This window comes from Streptomyces sp. SS7 (assembly GCF_037993025.1).
Taxonomy (GTDB): Bacteria; Actinomycetota; Actinomycetes; order Streptomycetales; family Streptomycetaceae; genus Streptomyces.
Map to the genome: position 1 here is coordinate 1088159 of NZ_CP141223.1, position 19076 is coordinate 1107234.

Annotated in this window: 15 protein-coding genes, 1 pseudogene and 1 riboswitch; of the genes and pseudogenes, 3 read left to right on the forward strand and 13 right to left on the reverse strand. The window is 71.8% G+C overall.

The window, feature by feature from the left end; translation table 11 throughout:
- Window positions 1-227: 227 nt before the first annotated feature.
- Window positions 228-1427: an MBL fold metallo-hydrolase gene (locus U5640_RS04900; RefSeq protein ID WP_340374564.1), complete on the reverse strand. Its 1200-nt coding sequence runs from the start codon at window positions 1425-1427 to the stop codon at window positions 228-230.
- 137 nt (window positions 1428-1564) lie between these two features.
- Here U5640_RS04900 and U5640_RS04905 point away from each other — a divergent pair, with 137 nt between their 5' ends.
- Both U5640_RS04905 and U5640_RS04910 read left to right on the forward strand, forming a co-directional pair.
- Complete coding sequence (locus U5640_RS04905; protein WP_340374565.1) at window positions 1565-2746, forward strand: Glu/Leu/Phe/Val dehydrogenase dimerization domain-containing protein; 1182 nt, start codon at window positions 1565-1567, stop codon at window positions 2744-2746.
- A gap of 68 nt (window positions 2747-2814) precedes the next feature.
- Window positions 2815-3447, forward strand: coding sequence for a TetR/AcrR family transcriptional regulator (locus U5640_RS04910; protein WP_340374566.1), 633 nt, complete (start codon window positions 2815-2817; stop codon window positions 3445-3447).
- 30 nt (window positions 3448-3477) lie between these two features.
- Here U5640_RS04910 and U5640_RS04915 read toward each other — a convergent pair whose 3' ends face one another.
- The 4 genes and pseudogenes from U5640_RS04915 to U5640_RS04930 form a co-directional block, all read right to left on the reverse strand.
- The gene (locus U5640_RS04915; RefSeq protein ID WP_340384936.1) at window positions 3478-4263 is read right to left on the reverse strand and encodes an SGNH/GDSL hydrolase family protein; all 786 of its coding nucleotides are present in this window, start codon (window positions 4261-4263) and stop codon (window positions 3478-3480) included.
- A 126-nt stretch (window positions 4264-4389) separates the two neighbouring features.
- Window positions 4390-5115 (reverse strand): DUF6250 domain-containing protein, encoded by a 726-nt coding sequence (locus tag U5640_RS04920; protein WP_340374567.1) that lies wholly within the window; start codon window positions 5113-5115, stop codon window positions 4390-4392.
- A 136-nt stretch (window positions 5116-5251) separates the two neighbouring features.
- Window positions 5252-6230 (reverse strand): annotated as a pseudogene (locus tag U5640_RS04925) (LysM peptidoglycan-binding domain-containing M23 family metallopeptidase).
- A gap of 4 nt (window positions 6231-6234) precedes the next feature.
- Window positions 6235-6428, reverse strand: a riboswitch (cyclic di-AMP (ydaO/yuaA leader).
- A 269-nt stretch (window positions 6429-6697) separates the two neighbouring features.
- Window positions 6698-8857: an alpha-galactosidase gene (locus tag U5640_RS04930; protein WP_340374568.1), complete on the reverse strand. Its 2160-nt coding sequence runs from the start codon at window positions 8855-8857 to the stop codon at window positions 6698-6700.
- 221 nt (window positions 8858-9078) lie between these two features.
- On the opposite strand from U5640_RS04930, the gene U5640_RS04935 reads away from it, so the two are divergent.
- The gene (locus U5640_RS04935) at window positions 9079-9876 is read left to right on the forward strand and encodes a tyrosine-protein phosphatase (protein WP_340374569.1); all 798 of its coding nucleotides are present in this window, start codon (window positions 9079-9081) and stop codon (window positions 9874-9876) included.
- Between the two features lie 41 nt (window positions 9877-9917).
- Here U5640_RS04935 and U5640_RS04940 read toward each other — a convergent pair whose 3' ends face one another.
- The 8 genes from U5640_RS04940 to shc all read right to left on the reverse strand — a co-directional run bounded on the left by U5640_RS04940 (window position 9918) and on the right by shc (window position 19001).
- Window positions 9918-10040, reverse strand: coding sequence for a DUF6126 family protein (locus U5640_RS04940; RefSeq protein ID WP_340374570.1), 123 nt, complete (start codon window positions 10038-10040; stop codon window positions 9918-9920).
- On the reverse strand, window positions 10037-10651 hold the full coding sequence (locus U5640_RS04945; protein WP_340374571.1) for an XRE family transcriptional regulator: 615 nt from the start codon (window positions 10649-10651) through the stop codon (window positions 10037-10039). The genes U5640_RS04940 and U5640_RS04945 overlap by 4 nt, the downstream gene beginning before the upstream one ends.
- A 74-nt stretch (window positions 10652-10725) precedes the next feature.
- Window positions 10726-12111 (reverse strand): aspartate aminotransferase family protein, encoded by a 1386-nt coding sequence (locus tag U5640_RS04950; RefSeq protein WP_340374572.1) that lies wholly within the window; start codon window positions 12109-12111, stop codon window positions 10726-10728.
- Window positions 12112-12124: 13 nt separating this feature from the next.
- Entirely contained in the window at window positions 12125-14008 is a 1884-nt protein-coding gene (gene dxs / locus U5640_RS04955; protein WP_340374573.1) for a 1-deoxy-D-xylulose-5-phosphate synthase, read from the reverse strand.
- Between the two features lie 37 nt (window positions 14009-14045).
- Entirely contained in the window at window positions 14046-15203 is a 1158-nt protein-coding gene (gene ispG / locus U5640_RS04960) for a flavodoxin-dependent (E)-4-hydroxy-3-methylbut-2-enyl-diphosphate synthase (protein ID WP_340374574.1), read from the reverse strand.
- A 4-nt stretch (window positions 15204-15207) separates the two neighbouring features.
- Window positions 15208-16230 carry an adenosyl-hopene transferase HpnH gene (gene hpnH / locus U5640_RS04965; protein WP_340374575.1) on the reverse strand — a complete coding sequence of 341 codons (1023 nt, stop codon included), beginning with the start codon at window positions 16228-16230 and terminating at the stop codon, window positions 15208-15210.
- A 5-nt stretch (window positions 16231-16235) separates the two neighbouring features.
- Window positions 16236-16877 (reverse strand): 1-hydroxy-2-methyl-2-butenyl 4-diphosphate reductase, encoded by a 642-nt coding sequence (locus tag U5640_RS04970; protein WP_340374576.1) that lies wholly within the window; start codon window positions 16875-16877, stop codon window positions 16236-16238.
- Complete coding sequence (gene shc, locus U5640_RS04975; protein WP_340374577.1) at window positions 16878-19001, reverse strand: squalene--hopene cyclase; 2124 nt, start codon at window positions 18999-19001, stop codon at window positions 16878-16880.
- Window positions 19002-19076 lie beyond the last annotated feature (75 nt).

Here is a 19076-nt window from a genome sequence, read left to right on the forward strand (position 1 = left end):
CAAGGCATCATGTGCGGCGGGCAGTTGACAAACTCCCCCGGGGAACGTCCCGCTCTGGTATGAGGCCTCGCACAGGGGGCCGATAAGCCCTGGATTCACCCGTTCACGGATGACACCGAAGAGATAAGAGAACGATCAGCGACCGTCAGAAATGGTCACTGTCGGTGAGGGGGCTCCCGGGGACGCGCCGGTCTTCCGCCCGCGCCCCCGGTCCGCTCGGACGGACGTCAGCGGTCGCCCGCGAAGTCGAGGTCGCCCTCGCGGGTCTCGGGACCGGCCGGCGGCGCGCTCGGCCCGGTCGTGCGCCACGGTCGGGCGATCGGGCGGGAGACCGCCGTCCACCACGCGTCCGTGGGGAGTTCGCCCGTGGGTTCGAAGGGCTCACCGGGGCGCGGGGTCGCGACGGGCTGGCCGGCCGCCTCGCCCGCGTCCTTGGTCCACTGGCCGGGCTCCGCCCACGCGTGCGTGGCGAGGTTGAAGGTGCCCCAGTGGATCGGCAGCAGGACACCGCCCGGCGCGCCGCCCTGGAGGTCGAGGTGGGCGCGCACGCCCTCCTCCGGGGTCATGTGAATGTCGGGCCAGAAGTCGGAGTAGGCACCGATCTGGATCATCGTGGCGTCGAACGGGCCGTGGTCGGCGCCGATGTCCCGGAAGCCGTCGAAGTAGCCGGTGTCGCCGCTGTGGTAGATCCGGTGCTCCTCACCGGCGACCACCCACGAGGCCCACAGGGTGTGCTGGGTGTTGCGCAGACCGCGGCCGCAGAAGTGGCGGGCCGGGGTGGCCGTGAGGGTGAGGCCGCCGACCTTGGTCGTCTCGTGCCAGTCCAGCTCGCGCAGCCGGTCCGGCGAGACGCCCCAGTGCTCCAGGTGGGCACCCACGCCGAGCGGCACCGCGAAGAGGGTGTCCGTGCCGGCCAGCGCCTTGATGCTGGGCAGGTCGAGGTGGTCGTAGTGGTCGTGGGAGATGACGACGACGTCGACCGGGCCCAGCGCGGCCAGCGGCAGCGGCACCGGGTGCAGCCGCTTGGGTCCGGCGAAGGAGAACGGGGAACAGCGCTCGCCCCAGACCGGGTCGAACAGCACCCGGTGCCCGTCGATCTCCGCGAGGACGCTGGAATGGCCCATCCAGGTCACCCGGAGCCCCGTGACGGGCGGCTTGGCGAGGTCGGCGAGGGTCGTGGGGTGCACCGGGACCGTGCCGGAGGGGGCGCGGCGGGGCCGCTGTTCCTTGTCGAAGAACACCTTGGCGAAGTCGAGCGCCGAACCCGAGGGGCGGGTGCGCGCGGGACCGCCGGGGTTCTGGAAGACCCCGTCCTTGAAGTGGGGGGATCTGCGGATGCGCGCCATGCGCTCACCGCTCGGGTCCGCGCCGAAGCCCTCGGGCTGCAGTGCGCGGAGCCCGGAGCTCAGGGAACGGAAACCGGACACGGTACCTCCAGGTGGAGTCGCTGAGGCATTCCATTATGGTCGCCCCCTCCTGCGGCGCGTTGACAGCCCGTGCCCGCCCTCCCGATACTGACCCACTGTTCAGTAGCGGTCCGTCCTGACCCGTCCGAGGAGTGCCCATGCCCGCCGCCCCCCTGTTGTCCCTCACCTGGACGGACGAGGTCACCGGGCGCCGGGGCTTCCTGGTGGTCGACCGGCTGGTGCGCGGGGTGTGCAGCGGCGGTCTGCGGATGCGCGAGGGCTGCACCCTTCAGGAGGTGACGGGCCTCGCGCGCGGGATGAGCCTGAAGGAGGCGCTGCACTACGACCCCGAGGCGCGGTACGTCCCCCTGGGCGGGGCCAAGGGCGGCATCGACTGCGATCCCCGGGACCCGGCGGCCTACGGCCTGCTGGTCCGCTATCTGCGGGCGGTACGGCCGTACGTGGAGAGCTGCTGGACCACCGGCGAGGACCTGGGGCTGAGTCAGGACCTGGTGGACCGGGCGGCCGCCGAGGCGGGGCTGGTCTCGTCCGTGCAGGCCGTGTACCCGCTGCTCGACGACGAGACGGCGGCCCGCGCGCGCCTGGCGGAGGCCTTCGCCCTCGACGTGGACGGCATCGGGCTGGACGAACTGGTCGGCGGCTGCGGGGTCGCGGAGTCGGTGCTGACCGCCCTGGACCGGGCCGGGGTGCCGTACCCGGGGACACGGGTCGCGCTGCAGGGGCTCGGCACCATGGGCGGTGCCACGGCCCGCTTCCTCACACGCGCGGGGCTCACCGTCGTGGCGGTCGCCGACGTCAAGGGCACGATCGCCAACCCGGACGGGCTGGACGTGGAGGCGCTGCTCTTCGCGCGCGACGCCCACGGCACGGTGGACCGCTCGGTGCTGCGGCCCGGTGACCGCGAACTGCCGGGCGACGCGTGGCTGTCCGCGGAGGCGGAGGTGCTGGTGCCGGCGGCGGTGTCGTACGCGATCGGCGCCGCGGAGCAGGGGCGGATCCGGGCCCGCTGGATCGCCGAGGCGGCCAACATGCCGGTGCTGCCGGAGGCGGAGGCGTCGCTCCACGCGCGCGGGGTGACGGTCCTGCCCGACGTGGTGGTCAACTCCGCGACGAACGCCTGGTGGTGGTGGACGCTGTTCGGGGACGTCGGCGCGGACGCGGACGAGGCGTTCGCGCACACCCGCCGGTCGATGCGCGCGCTGGTGGAACTGGTCCTGGCGCGCGCCGCGACGGAGGGGACGACCCCGCGGGCCGCCGCGCACGCGGTCGCGGCGGAGCGGCTGCCGGTGATCGCGGAGCGGTTCGGCAGCCACCGCTGAGGGCGTCGGCGCAGGTCGAGCGGCTGTGCCGGGCGGTGCCCGGCAGGGCCCCTGTGTAGGGTGACGCCGTGGCGAGGGTCCGGTTGAGTGTGGCCGAGCGGCGCGGGGAACTGCTGCGGGCCGCCATCGAGCAGATCGAGGCGCGGGGCGTGGCGGCCGTGAGGATCGCCGACGTGGCCGCGGCGCTCGGGGTGAGCAACGCACTGGTCCTGTATCACTTCTCGACGAAGGAGAAGCTGGTCGCCGCCGCCTTCGCGCACGCCGCCGAGGACGACCTGGCGCATCTGCGCGGGCTGCTCGGCCGCCGTACGACCGCGCTGCGCCGGCTGCGGGCCGCCGTGCGCTGGTACGCGCCCACCGGCCAGGCCAAGGGCTGGCGGCTGTGGATCGAGGGCTGGGCGGTGTCCCTGCGGGAGCCCGCGCTGCGGGAGGTCGCCCGGGACCTCGACCGGGCATGGAAGGCCGCGCTGGCCGAGATGATCGACGAGGGGGTGGCGGCGGGCGAGTTCAGCTGCCCCGATCCCGCCGCGACGGCCCTGCGTCTGACGGCCCTCCTGGACGGTCTGGCCGTCCAGCTGACGTCGTACGGCGGCACGGTGTCCCGGGTGAGGGCGCAGGAGTGGGTGGAGGAGGCGCTGGCACGGGAGCTGGGCACCCCCGTGGAGCCGGCGCGGGCGGCCGGCGAGGACGAGCCCCGCTGAGGGCCCGCCCCCTCCCCCGTCCCCTTTCCGTCAGGCCACCGAGGCGATCCGGTTCCGGATGTCCTGCGGCGACAACGCGCCCTTCGCCGTCACATGGTCCCCGGACGACTCGCCCCGCAGCCGCCGTCCGATCCACGGCACGAGGTACTCGCGGGCCCAGTGCACGTCGTCGCGCCGCACCTCCAGCGTCCCGCGCGGCGGCAGCGGCGGCCACGCCTGTTCGGGGTCGGCCGGCACCTGGAGCCCGAGGGTCTGCCCGGCCCGCAGCGCCACGCGTGTGTGCCCCTCGGGGGACAGGTGCAGCCGGTCGCCGTCCCAGGCCCGGCGGTCCTGCACGGACTTCAGGGACCACAGGTCGAGCACCGGGCAGCCGTAGCGGTCGGCGACGGCCCGCACATGTCCGTTGTAGGTGGCGATCTTCCCGCGCAGGTGCTTGAGCACGGGTACGCCCCGGGTGTCGAAGCCGGTGGTCACCATGACCGTGCCGGCGACGGCGGTCAGCGAGGCGATCGCGCGCTCGAAGCGCTCGGCGACCTCGTCGGGATCGGTGCCCGGACGGATGATGTCGTTGCCGCCCGCGCAGAAGGAGACCAGGTCCGGCGCGAGCTCGACGGCCCGCGGCAGCTGGTCCTCCATGATCTGGTCGAGCAGCTTCCCGCGCACCGCCAGGTTGGTGTACGCGAAGTCGCCCTCGGGGCGCCGGTCCGCGAGGAGTACCGCGAACCGGTCCGCCCAGCCGACGAACGCCCCGTCGGGGCCGGGGTCGCCGACGCCCTCGGTGAAGCTGTCCCCCACCGCCACGTACGACCCGATCACTGATCTGCTGTCATTCTTCGAATCGTCTGCCACAGCGGTTCATGATTCCTCTTCGAATGTGACCTACGCGACCGTAGGAAGGGGTTGACTGGCGGTGAGATAAGCCACGCCGGAAGACTGTGCCCTTCAGGGAATAAGCGACCACGCCCGGAAGTTGCCGATCCGGAAATGGCTCCAGGTGGTACGGAACCCGAAGTGGCCCCCGGTGTACGGCTGCGGGTCCGTGCAGTCGAAGACGAGCCGTCCGTTGTTCCACCAGCGCTGGGTGGAGCCGTCGGAGACGATCCGGACGCGGTTCGACTCGTTCGCCACCAACAGCGGCTCGGTGTAGTCGTAGACCAGCGGCCGTACGCCCGCCTCACCGACGTAGCGGCGCAGCCGGGTGGTGGTGTTGGTGTTGGCGCCGTAGCCGACGTAGTACGTCCTGAGGTGGTCGTACTCGGCGAGCGCGCCGCCGCGCGGGGTGGCGAAGAGGTCGTCCGGGGAGCGGACGTCGACGGCGTTCCAGAAGTTGTTGAGGTCGGAGACACGGTCGTTGACCCCGCCCGCGGAGACGGGTGTGGCCACGTACTCGAGGACGTACGGCCCTTCGAACGGCCGCCTGAACCAGAGGGTCGCCCCGGCGGGCACGTCGGCCTCCAGGACGCCGTGCGAGGCCGTGACGGTCCCGCCCCGCTCCAGCTCCACGGCCCACTGGCCGAGGCCGTGGCAGAAGTCGTCGCGGGCGATCAGCCGGCGGTGGCGGGGGCCCCGGGCGTGCGCGACGGCAGTCGTCGGCCCGAGGGCCGCCAGGGCGGGGGCCGCCGCCAGTGCCCCGAGTACGGCTCTGCGTGGAAAGCGCTTGCTCGTCATGGGGATCACTCTGTCCCCACCCCGGACCGGCTGTCGACGGGGCGAAAAGGGATGCCACGACGAAGGCCGGGCCCGGGGCTCGGGTCCGGCCTTCGTCCTGCGTGTCAGGCGTGCACGGCGGTCGTCGTCGGCGGGGTCAGCCGACGGCGACGCCGTGGGAGCGGAGGTAGCCGACCGGGTCCACGTCGGATCCGTAGTCCGGCGTGGTGCGGATCTCGAAGTGCAGGTGCGGGCCGGTCACGTTGCCGGTGGCGCCGGAGAGGCCGATCTGCTGGCCGGCGGTCACGGTCTGGCCGGCCGAGACCGAGAGCTGCGACAGGTGGGCGTACTGGGCGTAGTAGCCGTCGGCCAGCTTGATGACGACCTGGTTGCCGTACGCACCGCCCCAGCCGGCGGAGACGACGGTGCCCGCCGCGACGGCCTTGAGGGAGGTGCCGGTCGGGACGACGAAGTCGACGCCGGTGTGGTAGCCGCTGGACCACATGCTGCCGGCCACGTGGTAGCCGGTGCCGATGGTCGCGCCGGACACCGGGAGGGTGTAGCCGCTGGAGGAGGTGGCGCTCCCGGCGGACCGGGCGGCCGTGTCCGAGGACGACGAAGAGGACGACTGCGTCGGCTGTGTCGACTTCGACGAGGAGGACGAGGAGGACGAGGCCGAAGAAGAGGAGGACGAGGAGCCGGTCGACGACCGGGTGCCGGTGCTCGCGGCCCGCGTGCCGAGCGACAGCTTCAGGCCGGGGTGGATCAGCGAGGGGTTGCTGCCGACGGCCTCGCGGTTGTCCGCGTACAGCTTCTGCCAGCCGCCGCGGACCTGCTGCTCGTCGGCGATCCTGGCCAGGTAGTCGCCGGCCCGCACGGTGTAGCTCCGGGCGTGCGCGGCGGACTTCCGTGTCGTCGTCGCGGAGGCCCGGACGGCGTTGTCCGCGACCGACTGGGAGACGGTCTGCGCCACGGCCTGGGAAGCACCCTGGGAAACGGACTGGGGGGGTGGCCGCGTGGGCGCCGGTGGCCCCCATGAGCGGGAGGGCGAGTGCGGCCCCGCCGGTTCCGGCGACGGCGATGGAGCGGGTGAAGCGCTGGGTCTTCGGGCGGCGGTGCTTACCCTTCGCGGGCATGGCGAATTCCTCTCCGGCGCCTGCGAGGTGAGCTGTCGGGTGCGGACTGGAGATGCCCGGCCGCGACGGGTCGCGGCTTTACCCCGAGCCTGTTCCGGAGACCGGGACAGGCGGTTCTGCCTGTGGGTCCCCCGCTCCTGCCGTGCACGGGTGAGTGTGCGGATTCCGGACGGCGGCAGGATTCGGCGTCCGTCCGGATGGGTCTGGAACGTAAGCGACCAGGACGCACAGGAACAAGCAGTGGTTGCCCTGTTCACGCCTTTCTCTTGATCCGCTGTGCGAATTCCCTGTGACGCTCCGTGCAACCACCACGGGGAATTTCGCCTAACGCCCTTGAAACGCCCTTGGATTACGTGAGCATGACGGGCGACGCAGGGTCACGGATATGACCCTGCTCACGTAATACCCTTGCAGGATCCCTTATTCCAGAGCGAGTTGGAACGAAGGATTCAATTCGGACAGATCCCTCAGATGCGACGCAGGCGGATAACCGTCGCATCGAGGTCACCGCGCAGCCCGGTCCGCAGCCCGTGGTGCAACAGCACCGCACCTCGGTGGACTTCACCCGTTTCGCGGCATTCGTACGACGCCGTCGGGTCCAGGCCGCGCAGACGCAACGCCGGGACCGGCTCGCCGTAGCGCTGGGCCTGGAGCCAGGCGAGGACGACGGTCTCGTCGCCGCGGACGTACTGGACGGCGCTCAGCCCGCCCGCCGGAGGGCGCAGCCGGTACTGGTCGCCGCGCTGGACGAGGGGCCGGATCTCCTTGTAGAGGTCCACCCAGCGGCGGGCCTCGGCGAGCTCCTCCTCGGTCCACTCGGAGAGGTCGCCGCCGACGCCGAGCACCCCGGCCATGGCGCTGACGAAACGGAAGCGCAGCGAGCTGATCCGGCCGTTGAGCTGGGTGTTGGGGCTGTCGGTGACCCAGGCGGCCATCACGCGCGCGGGGTGGATCTGGCTGAAGCCGTGCTGGATGTCGAGCCGGTCGAGCGGGTCGGTGTTGTCGGAGGTCCACACCTGGTCGGTGCGGGCGAGGATACCGAGGTCGATCCGTCCGCCGCCGCCCGAGCAGGACTCGAAGGCCACCCCCGGGTGGGCCGCCCGCAGCCGGTCCAGCAGGGAGTACAGGGCGCGGACGTGGTCCACCCACAGGCGCTGCGGGTAGGGGTCGTCGGGCCAGCCGGCGTCGGTGAAGCAGCGGTTGAAGTCCCACTTGACGTAGTCGACGGGGGCGCTGGACAGCAGGCCGTCGAGCCGTTCGAAGAGGTACTCCTGGACGTCCTCGCGCGCCAGGTTCAGCATGAGCTGATTGCGGAACTCCGTCCGCTTTCGTCCCGGTTGGAACTGGACCCAGTCGGGGTGCGCCCGGTACAGATCGCTGTCCGGGTTGACCATCTCGGGCTCGACCCAGATGCCGAACTGCATGCCGAGGGCGTGCACGTGGTCGGCGAGGGGCTTCAGCCCGTTCGGGAAACGGTCCGGGTTGGGCCACCAGTCGCCGAGGCCGGCGTGGTCTCCGGTGCGGGCGCCGAACCAGCCGTCGTCGACGACGAACAGCTCGACACCCATCGCCGCGGCCCGCCGGGCGAGGGTGGCCTGCTGCTCCTCGGAGATGTCGAAGAAGGTGGCTTCCCAGGAGTTGAACAGCACCGGGCGGTCCCGCTCGGCGTCCGGGATCACATGGGCGCGCTGGTAGGCGTGCCAGGCGCGGCTGGCCCCGCCGAAGCCCGCGTCGCTCCACAGACCGGCGAACAGGGGCGTGGTGAAGGACTCCCCCGCCGCGAGCCGCAGCAGACCGGAGTCGTCGTGCCCGGCGCCGCCGGTGATCTGCACGCGCGCGTCGGGGAGTTGGGCGACGGCGATGCGCCAGGAACCGGACCAGCCGAGGGCACAGCCGTAGACCTCGCCGCGCTCCTCGGTGGCGTCGGTGTCGAGGGCGACCCAGGGCAGGTACTGGTGACCGGTGTGGCCGCGCCGGCTGCCGATGATCTTCTCGCCGTAGGTCAGCGGGGCCCGCACCAGCCGGGACTCGGCGGCCCAGCGGCCGTGCAGATGCGACAGCCGCCAGTCCTCGCGCTCGGGCAGGGTCCAGGTGGCGGAGTCGGCGCGCAGCAGCTCCAGCGGCTCCTCGCCGTCGTTGCGCAGGGTCGTCCAGCGCTCCACGACGTCGCCGCGCATCCGGTAGTGCAGGGTGATCACCAGGGCGCCGTCGCGGAACCGCAGCCGCAGTTCGGCACCGCCGGCGTCCCGGCCGTCCTCGGCGTCCGCGCCGTCCCGGCCGTGCTCCGTCCGGAGCTCGCGCGGGTCCTGTATCTCGTACGACTCGAAAGTCCACTCGGTGCCGCGGCGTCCGGTGCCGGTGCGCACGGACAGCGCGGGACGGACGAACCGGGGGCCGCCCTCCACCGGGTACTCCTCGTGCCCGTCCAGCGCGGCCTCGAAGGACGCACGGCCCTGGAAGGGCACGGCGGCCAGCGCCTCGGCGTCGGCGAGCGCGATCCTCGCGCCCCAGTGCAGATGCACCAGTTCGTCGGCCTCGGTGAGGTGGAGGGCATAGCTGCTCGCCGGCCCCGAAAGGAGCCAGGTACGGCCGCCCGCGGCGATCTCGGGCTTCACGGTCTCGGGCATCAAACCCCCACTAATTCGAACAGGTGCGATCAAGCCCCAACATCATGAGCTGCGCGTGCCCCGCCCTGCAACGTCTGTGGACAAACCTTTCACCTGGGGAGACGAAGGATTCGTCCGGCTGTGGACAACCCGTTGCCCAAGGAGTCAGTGCCGTATGGTCGAATCGGTTCCTTCGGTCACCCGAGCCGCACCGGTGGAGCCCTACCCTGGAGGGAGCCCCCGTGACGCAGCAGATCCCGTCGACCGAGCCCGAGCTGGCAGGTGTCCGCAACTTCCGCGACGTCGGGGGTCTGCCGACCGCCGACGGACGGCGGGTGCGGCACGGCGTGCTGTTCCGCAGCGGCCATCTCGCGCACGCGACCGACGAGGACGCCGCGTTCCTGTCCTCCCTGGGTCTGCACACGGTGTTCGACTTCCGCAACGCGGCGGACCAGAAGCTGGAGGGCCCCGACGTCGAGCTGCCCGGGGTGCTCAATGTGAACCTGCCGCTGTCGGACCCGGCGGACGGCGCGGAGTTCTGGAAGATGGTCCGCGACGGCGACATCGAGCAGCTGCGCGTCCTCCTCGGCGACGGCAGGGCCGCGGGCCGGATGATCGCCTCGTACCGCACGATCATCAAGGGGCGTACGGCCGAGCACTCGCGCGTGCTGCACGCGCTCGCCGAGGACAGCGTCCCGGTGCTGATGCACTGTGCGGCCGGCAAGGACCGCGCCGGTCTGTCCGTCGCGGTGACGCTGCTCGCGCTCGGGGTGGAGCGCGACGCGATCCTCGCGGACTACCTGGAGTCCAACGCCACGCACCGCCGCTACAAGGTGCGGCGCGGCGGCTCCGCGGCGACCGCGTACACCCCCGAGGTGATGGAGCTGCTCAGTCCCCTGTTCGACGCCCGTGAGGAGTACCTCGCGGCGGCGCTGGACACCATCGACGCGACCTGGGGCGGGGTCGACCCCTATCTGGAGAAGGGGCTGAAGCTGGCTCCGCGGACCCGGGAGCGGCTGCGCGAGCGGCTGCTCGACTGATTCCGCCCGCCGCCCCGTCGCGGGTCGCGGGTCGCGGGTCGCTACTGCTTGGCCCCCACCTCGAAGAGGAACCAGATGAAGGCCGCGAGGACGTGCCCCACCGCGATGTAGATGATCAGCCGGATCCAGAGGCTGCGCGGGAACCGCTCCTCCATGTCGGTCATGGTGTCTCTCCAGGGGTGGGGCCCAGGCACAGGGCGGCCGTGGGACTCTGCAGCAGGGTGTGGACGAAGAGCAGGTCGACCCCGTCGGGGTCCTGCGCGGCGAGGCGGTGCGGGGTCAGCGAGTCGAAGTGCGCGCCGTCCCCGGGGCCGAGCAGATGCACGGTGTCGCCGAGGCGCAGCCGCAGCCGCCCCGTCAGGACGTGCAGCCACTCCTCCCCCGGGTGCACCCGCACGATGTCGCCCTGCGACCCGTACGGCACGTGCACCCGCAGGGCCTGCATCCCGCGCCCGGACGCGCCGGCCTGCCAGTACGTCCAGCCGCCGGCCCGGGTGGGTTCCATGTCGGCGGCGCGGATCACCGCGTCCCGGTCGGCGACCGTCTCGCCGAGCAGTTCCGAGACCGTCGTACCGTAGACCCTGGCGAGCGCGAGCAGCATCGGCAGCGAGGGCTGGCGCTGCCCGGTCTCCAGCCGGGAGAGATGGGCGGGCGAGAGCCCGGCCGCGCGGGCGGCGGCCTCCAGGGTGAGGGCGGCCCTGCGGCGCAGGGACCGCAGTCGCGGTGCGACGGCCGGCAGGTCGTCCGCGGCGGACGGGGAGTCGGGCGAACTCATACGTCCATTCAGCCCGAGTCTTGCCTCTGGGGCAAATTTCTTGCCTCAGAGGCAAAACGTGCGGTGCGCGCCGGTCAGCGGTTGGCCACCGCCTGCTTGATCAGCGTCTTTCCGAAGTCCCACATCAGCCCGCCCCCGCCGTGGGCGTCGTCCATCACCTCGGTGAAGGCGTCGACGAACCGGTCCACGTCCCGCTCGTCGACCACCAGCGGCGGGATCAGCTTGATCACCTCCAGGTGGTCGCCGGAGACCTGGGTGAGGATCCGGTGCCGCTGGAGGAGCGGGACGACCACCATCTGGGCGAAGAGCCCCTTGCGGGCGGTCTGGAGCACGGTCCAGCGGCTGCGCAGCTTCAGCGACTTCGGGCGGCCGAACTCGATACCGATCATCAGACCCCGGCCCCGGACGTCGGCGAGCAGCTCGTAGGTGCCGGTGAGCGCCGCGAGCCGGGACTTCAGCCGCTCGCCCATGACGCGTGCGTTCGCGACGATCTGCTCGTTCTCCATGACGGACAGGGTCGCCAGGCCCGCCGCCATCGCCTGGGCGTTGGAGCCGAAGCTCGCCGAGTGGACCAGGACGCGGTCGATCGAGGAGTAGACCTTCTTGAAGATCCAGTCCTTGCCGAGGGTCGCGCCGACCGGCACGTATCCGCCGGAGAGCGCCTTGGCCACGCACACCAGGTCCGGTTCGACGCCCTCCTCGTGCTGGTAGGCGTAGAAGTCGCCGGTCCGGCCGAGGCCCGTCTGCACCTCGTCGGCGATGAGCAACGCCTTGTGCCGGTGCAGCAGCTCCTGCGCGGCGCGCAGATAGCCGGGCGGGGCCTCGTGCACGCCCTTGCCCTGGATCGGCTCGACGATCAGGGCGGCGACGTCGCCCTTGCGTAACTCCCCGGCCAGCGCGTCGAGATCGCCGAGCGGCACGGCCGTGTCGGGCAGCAGCGGGTCGAAGCCCTCGCGGAAGCCGTCCTCGCCGTTGACCGAGAGCGAACCGGTGGTCAGGCCGTGGAAGGCGTGGTCGCAGTAGAGGATCCTGGGCTTCCCGGTGGCCCGGCGGGCGAACTTCAGCGCGGTCTCGACCGCCTCGGTGCCGCTGTTGCCGAAGAACACCCGGTCCAGGTGCGGGCTGTGGGTGAGCAGCCGTTCGGCGAGGAGGCCCGGGAGCGGCTGGCAGTCGAAGCGGGTGAGGTCGGCGAGGGAGGCGTCGAGGACGTCGTGCAGCGCCTTGCGGACGACGGGGTGGTGGCGGCCCAGTCCCATCACCCCGAACCCGGCGAGCATGTCGAGGTGGTCGTTGCCGTCGGCGTCCCAGAAGTGCGCGCCCTCCGCCCGCTCGTAGACCTTGTCGAAGCCGATGGTGTGCAGCATGCGCGGGAGCTGGTGGTTGAGGTACTTGCTGTGCAGCTCGTAGCGCTCGGCTCCGCGCTCGGCCAGGAGGGCGCCGAGGTCGAACTCCTTGGTCATACGTGTCTCTCCTTCACTGGCCCGGCTCCTCCTTGAGCGCGAGGCTCGCGCCGATCCGCCCGGCGATCTCGACCGGGGTGAGGCCGATGTCGGCGAGCACCTCGGCACGTTTGGCGTGGGCGAGGAACTGCTCGGGGATGCCGAACCGCCGGACGGGCACGTCGACCTCGGCGTCCCCGAGAGCGAGGGCGACCGCCGAACCCACGCCCGCCGCACGGCTGTTGTCCTCGACGACCGCCACCAGCCGGTGTCCGGCGGCGAGCACGGGCAGGGCCGGGTCGACGGGCTTCACCCAACGGGGGTCGACGACCGTGCAGTGGATGCCGCGGGCTTCGAGCAGCGCGGCGGCCTGGAGACAGACCGGCGCCATCACGCCGACGGCGACGAACAGCACCTCGGCCGCCTCGGTCCGGTGCAGCACGTCCAGGCCGCCCACCCGGTCGACCGCCGGGATCACGGGTCCCACCGACTCCTTGGGGAAGCGCACCAGGGTCGGCGCGTCGTCCACCGCGACGGCCTCCCGCAGCTGGGCGCGCAACTGCTCGGCGTCGCGCGGGGCGGCGATCCTGAGCCCCGGCACGACCTGGAGCACCGACAGGTCCCACATACCGTTGTGGGAGGCCCCGTCGACACCGGTGATCCCGGCCCGGTCCAGGACGAACGTCACCCCGCACCGGTGCAGCGCCACGTCCATCAGGAGCTGGTCGAAGGCCCGGTTGAGGAAGGTGGCGTAGACGGCGACGACCGGGTGCAGCCCGCCGGTGGCGAGGCCGGCCGCGCTGACGGCGGCGTGCTGCTCGGCGATGCCGACGTCCCACACCCGGTCCGGGAACCGCTCGGCGAAGGCACCGAGTCCCACCGGGTGCAGCATGGCCGCCGTGATCGCCACGACGTCGTCGCGCTCCTCGCCAATGCGGACGATCTCCTCGCCGAACACCGAGGTCCACGAGGGGCCGCCGGAGGGCGTGAGCGGGGCGCAGGTGAGGGGGTCCATGGCGCCGACGGTGTGGAAGTGGTCCTCCTCGTGCGCGAGCGCCGGCTCGTAACCGCGGCCCTTCTCGGTCAGGCAGTGCACCAGCACCGGCCCGTGGAAGCGTTTGGCACGCCGGAGCGCGGACTCGACGGCCTTGATGTCGTGCCCGTCGATCGGTCCGACGTACTTCAGCCCGAGGTCCTCGAACATGCCCTGCGGGGCGAAGGCGTCCTTGAAGCCCTTCTTCGCGCCGTGCAGCGACTCGTAGAGGGTGGCACCGACGACCGGGGTGCGCAGCAGGACGTCCTTCCCCCAGGCCAGGACCTTCTCGTAGCCGTCGGTGGTGCGCAGGGTCGCCAGATGGTTGGCGAGCCCGCCGATGGTCGGGGCGTAGGACCGTTCGTTGTCGTTGACGACGACGATGAGCGGCCGGTCCCTGGCGGCCGCGATGTTGTTGAGCGCCTCCCAGGCCATGCCGCCGGTCAGCGCCCCGTCGCCGATCACCGCGACCACATGACCCTGCTCGCCCTGCACCTGGCGGGCCTTGGCGAGACCGTCGGCCCAGCCGAGCGCGGTGGAGGCATGGCTGTTCTCGATGACGTCGTGCTCGGACTCCTCACGGGAGGGGTAGCCGGACAGGCCGCCCTTCCCGCGCAGCTTGGAGAAGTCCTGACGTCCCGTCAGCAGCTTGTGCACATAGCTCTGGTGGCCGGTGTCCCACAGGATGCGGTCGACCGGCGACTCGAAGACGCGGTGCAGCGCGACGGTGAGTTCCACCACCCCCAGGTTGGGCCCGAGGTGTCCGCCGGTCCTGGCGACCGCGTGCACCAGGAAGTCCCTGATCTCTTCGGACAGTTCACCGAGCTCCGGCTCGGACAGCGCCCTCAGGTCGCTTGGTTGCCGGATGTTCTCCAGGATCGTCACGATCGGGCCCCCTTCGGTCCGTGCAGTTCCGTGCTGATCAGCTCACGGTGACGGCCGGCTCCCCCGCCGCGACGCCGTCCCGCTCCATCCGCTCGGCGATCTTCATCGCCTCCTCGATGAGGGTCTCCACGATCTTCGACTCCGGGACGGTCTTGACGACCTCACCCTTGACGAAGATCTGGCCCTTGCCGTTGCCGGAGGCGACCCCGAGGTCCGCCTCCCGGGCCTCGCCGGGGCCGTTCACCACACAGCCCATGACGGCGACCCGCAGGGGCACCTCCATGCCCTCCAGACCGGCGGTGACCTCGTCGGCCAGCTTGTAGACGTCGACCTGGGCGCGGCCGCAGGACGGGCAGGAGACGATCTCCAGCCGCCGTTGCCGGAGGTTCAGCGACTCCAGGATCTGGATGCCGACCCTGACCTCCTCGGCGGGCGGCGCGCTCAGCGACACCCTGATGGTGTCGCCGATGCCCTCGGAGAGGAGCGCGCCGAAGGCGACGGCCGACTTGACGGTGCCCTGGAAGGCGGGGCCCGCCTCGGTGACGCCGAGGTGGAGGGGGTAGTCGCACTGGGCGGCGAGCCGGCGGTACGCCTCGATCATCACGACCGGGTCGTTGTGCTTGACCGAGATCTTGATGTCGCGGAAGTCGTGCTCCTCGAAGAGGGACGCCTCCCACAGGGCGGACTCGACGAGGGCCTCCGGGGTCGCCCTGCCGTACTTCTGCAGCAGGCGGCGGTCCAGCGAGCCGGCGTTGACGCCGATACGGATCGGGGTGCCGTGGTCCTTCGCCGCCTTGGCGATCTCCCGGACCTTGTCGTCGAACTGCTTGATGTTGCCGGGGTTCACGCGGACCGCGGCGCAGCCCGCCTCGATGGCCGCGAACACGTACTTCGGCTGGAAGTGGATGTCCGCGATCACCGGGATCTGCGACTTCCGCGCGATCGTCGCCAGCGCGTCGGCGTCGTCCTGGGTCGGACACGCCACCCGGACGATCTGGCAGCCGGACGCGGTCAGCTCGGCGATCTGCTGGAGCGTCGCACCGATGTCCGACGTACGCGTCGTCGTCATCGACTGCACCGACACCGGGGCCCCGCCCCCGACCGCCACCGGGCCGACCTGGATGCGCCGCGACACACGCCGCGCGGCGACCGGCCGGACCGGTACCTCGGGGACGCCCAGGGGGACGGCGGTCACGGCCTCACTCCCGGTTCCCGGAGACCGTCTCGCGCATCGCGCGCAGCGACTCCTTGAGCGAGCCCATGGTGGCGAGGACGGCGGTGGGCTCGTAACCGCAGTGCGCCATGCAGTTGGCGCAGCGCGGGTCCTTGCCGCGGCCGTACTTGTCCCAGTCGGTCTTCTCGATCAGCTCGCGGTACGTGGGCACGTACCCGTCGCTCATCAGGTAGCAGGGGCGCTGCCAGCCGAAGAGCGAGTAGTTGGGGATCGCCCACGCGGTGCAGGGGAAGTCGACCTTGCCCTCCAGGAAGTCCAGGAAGAGCGGGGAGTGGTTGAGCCGCCACTTGCTCCGGTTGCCGCCCGCGAAGGCCTTCTTGAACAGTTCGCGGGTCTGCTCCACGCCGAGGAAGTGCTCCTGGTCGGGGGCCTTCTCGTAGGCGTAGGCGGGCGAGATCATCATCTCGTCGACCTTGAGGTCGTCGTTGAGGAAGTTCAGCACCTCGATGATGGTCTGCGGGGTGTCGGTGTTGAAGAAGGTCGAGTTGGTGGTGACCCGGAAGCCGCGCCGCTTGGCCTCCTTGATGGCGGCCACCGCCTCGTCGAACACGCCCTCCTTGGCCACCGACTCGTCGTGCCGCTCGCGCAGCCCGTCGATGTGCACGGCGAAGGCGAAGTACGGCGAGGGCGTGAACTTGTCCATCTTCTTGCGCAGCAGCATGGCGTTGGTGCACAGGAAGACGTACTTCCGCTTGGCCACCAACTGCCGCACGATCTCGTCGATGTGAGGGTGCATCAGGGGCTCGCCGCCCGCGATGGACACCATCGGCGCACCGGACTCCAGGACCGCTCCGACGGCCTGGGCGACCGGCATGCGCTGCTTGAGCACCCCCGCCGGGTGCTGGATCTTGCCGCAGCCCTCGCACTTCAGGTTGCAGGCGAAGAGGGGCTCCAGCTCCACGATCAGGGGGAACTTGTCCCGCTTGCGGAGCTTCTGTTCAGCGAGATATGTAGCGACCTTGATGGACTGGCGCAGCGGCATGGCCATTCGGCTCACCTCCGGGGGAGCAGCACATTACGGTGCCATTCGAAGAATGCAGGCAGGACGGAACGAAGGACACGGAAAGCCGATATTCCACCGCGCACCGTGCCGATACGGACGAGTTCATGTTCTGGAGCGTCCACGACCACCCGGACGGCCGCAACCGGGCGTCCGTCCGCGCGCACGGCGCTCAGGAGCGTGGCCGCCGACTCCATGTCGACGGCGATCGCGCCGGTCGCCAGCAGATCGGCCCGCTCATGACCGCGGACGACGTGGTCGGAGCCGGTCAGGGGGCCGGTGTGGACGGTGCGCCCGGGCAGGGTGCGTACGAGTTCCTTGACGAGCAGTTCCGTGCCCACGCAGGGCACGGTGCCGCGCGGGTCGCGGGTCTCCTCGGCGACGACCAGGTCGCCGGGGTGCATACCGGGGGCGAGTCCCGCGCAGAAGCCCGTGGCGAGCACGGCGGCCCCGCCGAGCACCGGGTCGGCGAGGACCCGGGTGACGGAGCGCTCGGCCGCCCTGGGCCCCATGCCGGTGCGCAGGACGGTGACGGGCCCGCCGGCCCCGCTGCGGTCGCCCAGGCGCAGGGCGAGGTGCTCGATGCCGAGGGCGCAGGCGATCAGCAGCGGGGCCGGGACGGGCGGTGTGCTCATTCAGCTTCCCTTGGCCTCGGCGGGAGCGGCCTCCGCGGGAGCGGCCTCCGCGGAGGCGGTCCGGGCGGCGGTCACGGAGGAGGCGGTCGCGGAGGAGGCGGCGGAGGGGCCGGTCACGGCGGCGGCCGTCTCGGCGGACGCCTTCGTGGCGAACGGCTCCCCGTGGACGTACCGGCCGAGCGCGGTCAGCGGGAAGACCTGCCGGTAGAGGTGGTAGTTGATGGAGAAGTCCCAGGGGAAGCCCGTGCCGGTGAAGTACGGCTCGTCCCAGGAGCCGTCCTCGCGCTGGGTCCGGGCCAGCCAGGCGATGCCCCGCTCGACGGCCGGCGAGTCCCGCTCCTCCGCCGCCAGCAGGGCCATCAGCGCCCAGGCCGTCTGCGAGGCCGTCGAGGCGCCGCGGCCGCTCCAGCGGGCGGGGTCGTGGTAGGAGCGCAGGTCCTCGCCCCAGCCGCCGTCGTCGTTCTGGACCCGCTCCAGCCAGGCGACCGCCCGGCGGATCGCGGGGTGGCGGGCGGACAGTCCGGCCGCGGTGAGGGCGGGCACCACCGAGCCCGTGCCGTAGACGTAGTTGACGCCCCAGCGGCCGAACCACGAGCCGTCCGGCTCCTGTTCGGCCAGCAGCCAGCGGATGCCACGCCGGGTGCGCGGGTCGTCGGCGAGGCCCTCGACCGCGAGCATCTCCACGACGTGCGCGGTGACGTCGGCCGACGGGGGGTCGATGACCTCGCCGAAGTCGCAGAACGGCAGCCGGTTGGGGAACGGGCTGGTGTTGTCCACGTCGAAGGCGGCCCAGGCCCCGCCCCGGGACTGCATCCCGAGGTTCCAGCGCACCCCGCGCCCGATGGCCCGCTCCACCCGCTCGGGGTCGTGGTGGCGGACCCGGCGCAGCGCGAGGACCACCTCCGCGGTGTCGTCGATGTCCGGGTAGTTGTCGTTGTGGAACTCGAACGCCCAGCCGCCGGGCGGGAGGTTCGGGCGGCGCTCGGACCAGTCGCCGGGCCGTACGATCTGCTCGCCGAGCATCCAGTCGGCGGCCTTGACGAGCTGGGGATGGTCCGCGGGCAGACCGGCGTCGGCGAGCGCGATGGTGGCGAGGCAGGTGTCCCAGACCGGGGACTGGCAGGCCTCGATCATCCGGGCGCCGTCCTCGCGCCACACGGCGTAACGATCCAGCGACTTCAGGCCCTCGCGCATCACGGGGTGTTCGAGGTCGTAGCCGAGCAGGTGCAGGGCGATCATCGAATACACGGCCGGGGGCTGGATGCCGCCCCAGCAGCCGTCGTTCTCCTGCCGCTCGATGATCCACCGGGCGGCGGAGTTCATGGCGGCCCGGCGCAGCCGGCGCACCGCGACCGTGCGGTAGCCGCGGACCACCTTGTCGAGCCGCTGGAAGAGACCGTCCCAGGTGTGCAGGGGCGCCAGGGGCTGCGGGGGGTTGGGGCGGTCGGGGTCGGTGTGCAGCTCGTCGAGGGGGAAGGGCGCCGGGCGCACCGGGCGCTTCGCCGAGACGACGGTGAGCGGGACGATGGTCTGGCGGGCCCAGCAGCCGAAGTTGTAGATGCTGAGCGGGAACCACTTGGGGAAGTACAGCAGTTCCGGCGGGAGTTCGGGCAGGTCCTCCCACTTCCACCAGCCGAACAGGGCCAGCCAGATCCGGGTGAAGACGCGGGCGGCGGCGATGCCCCCCTGGGCGCGGACCCACTCCGAGGCCTTCGCCATGTGCGGGGCGTCGGGGGCGTCACCGGCCAGCCGCAGGGCGACGTACGCCTCGACGGTGGCGGACAGTTCGGGCGGGCCGCCGTGGAAGGTGGCCCAGGTGCCGTCCTCGCGCTGCTCGCCCCGGACGAAGCGGGCGGCGGCCTGGGTGGTGGCCTCGTCACGGATGCCCAGGAACTGGCGGAGGAGGAGGTCCTCGGCGTCCATGGTGACGTTGGTCTCCAGGTCGCCCTTCCACCAGCCCTCGGGGTCCTGGCGGGCGAGCAGGAAGTCGGTGGCGCGCCGCATGGCGCGTGCGGCGGCTTCTTGTCCCCCGGCCGCCACGGGGATGGTGATGTCGGTGTCGCTGGCCGCGGCCGCCCGGGGCGGCAGGGCCGCCCCGGCGCTTCCGTCGGTCGTCGCTGTCATGGCTTCCCCTTCGTGCAGTCGTGCGAGTCGTGCTGCTGTGGGAACGCCGTCGGCCGGTACGCATCTCGCCTCGCT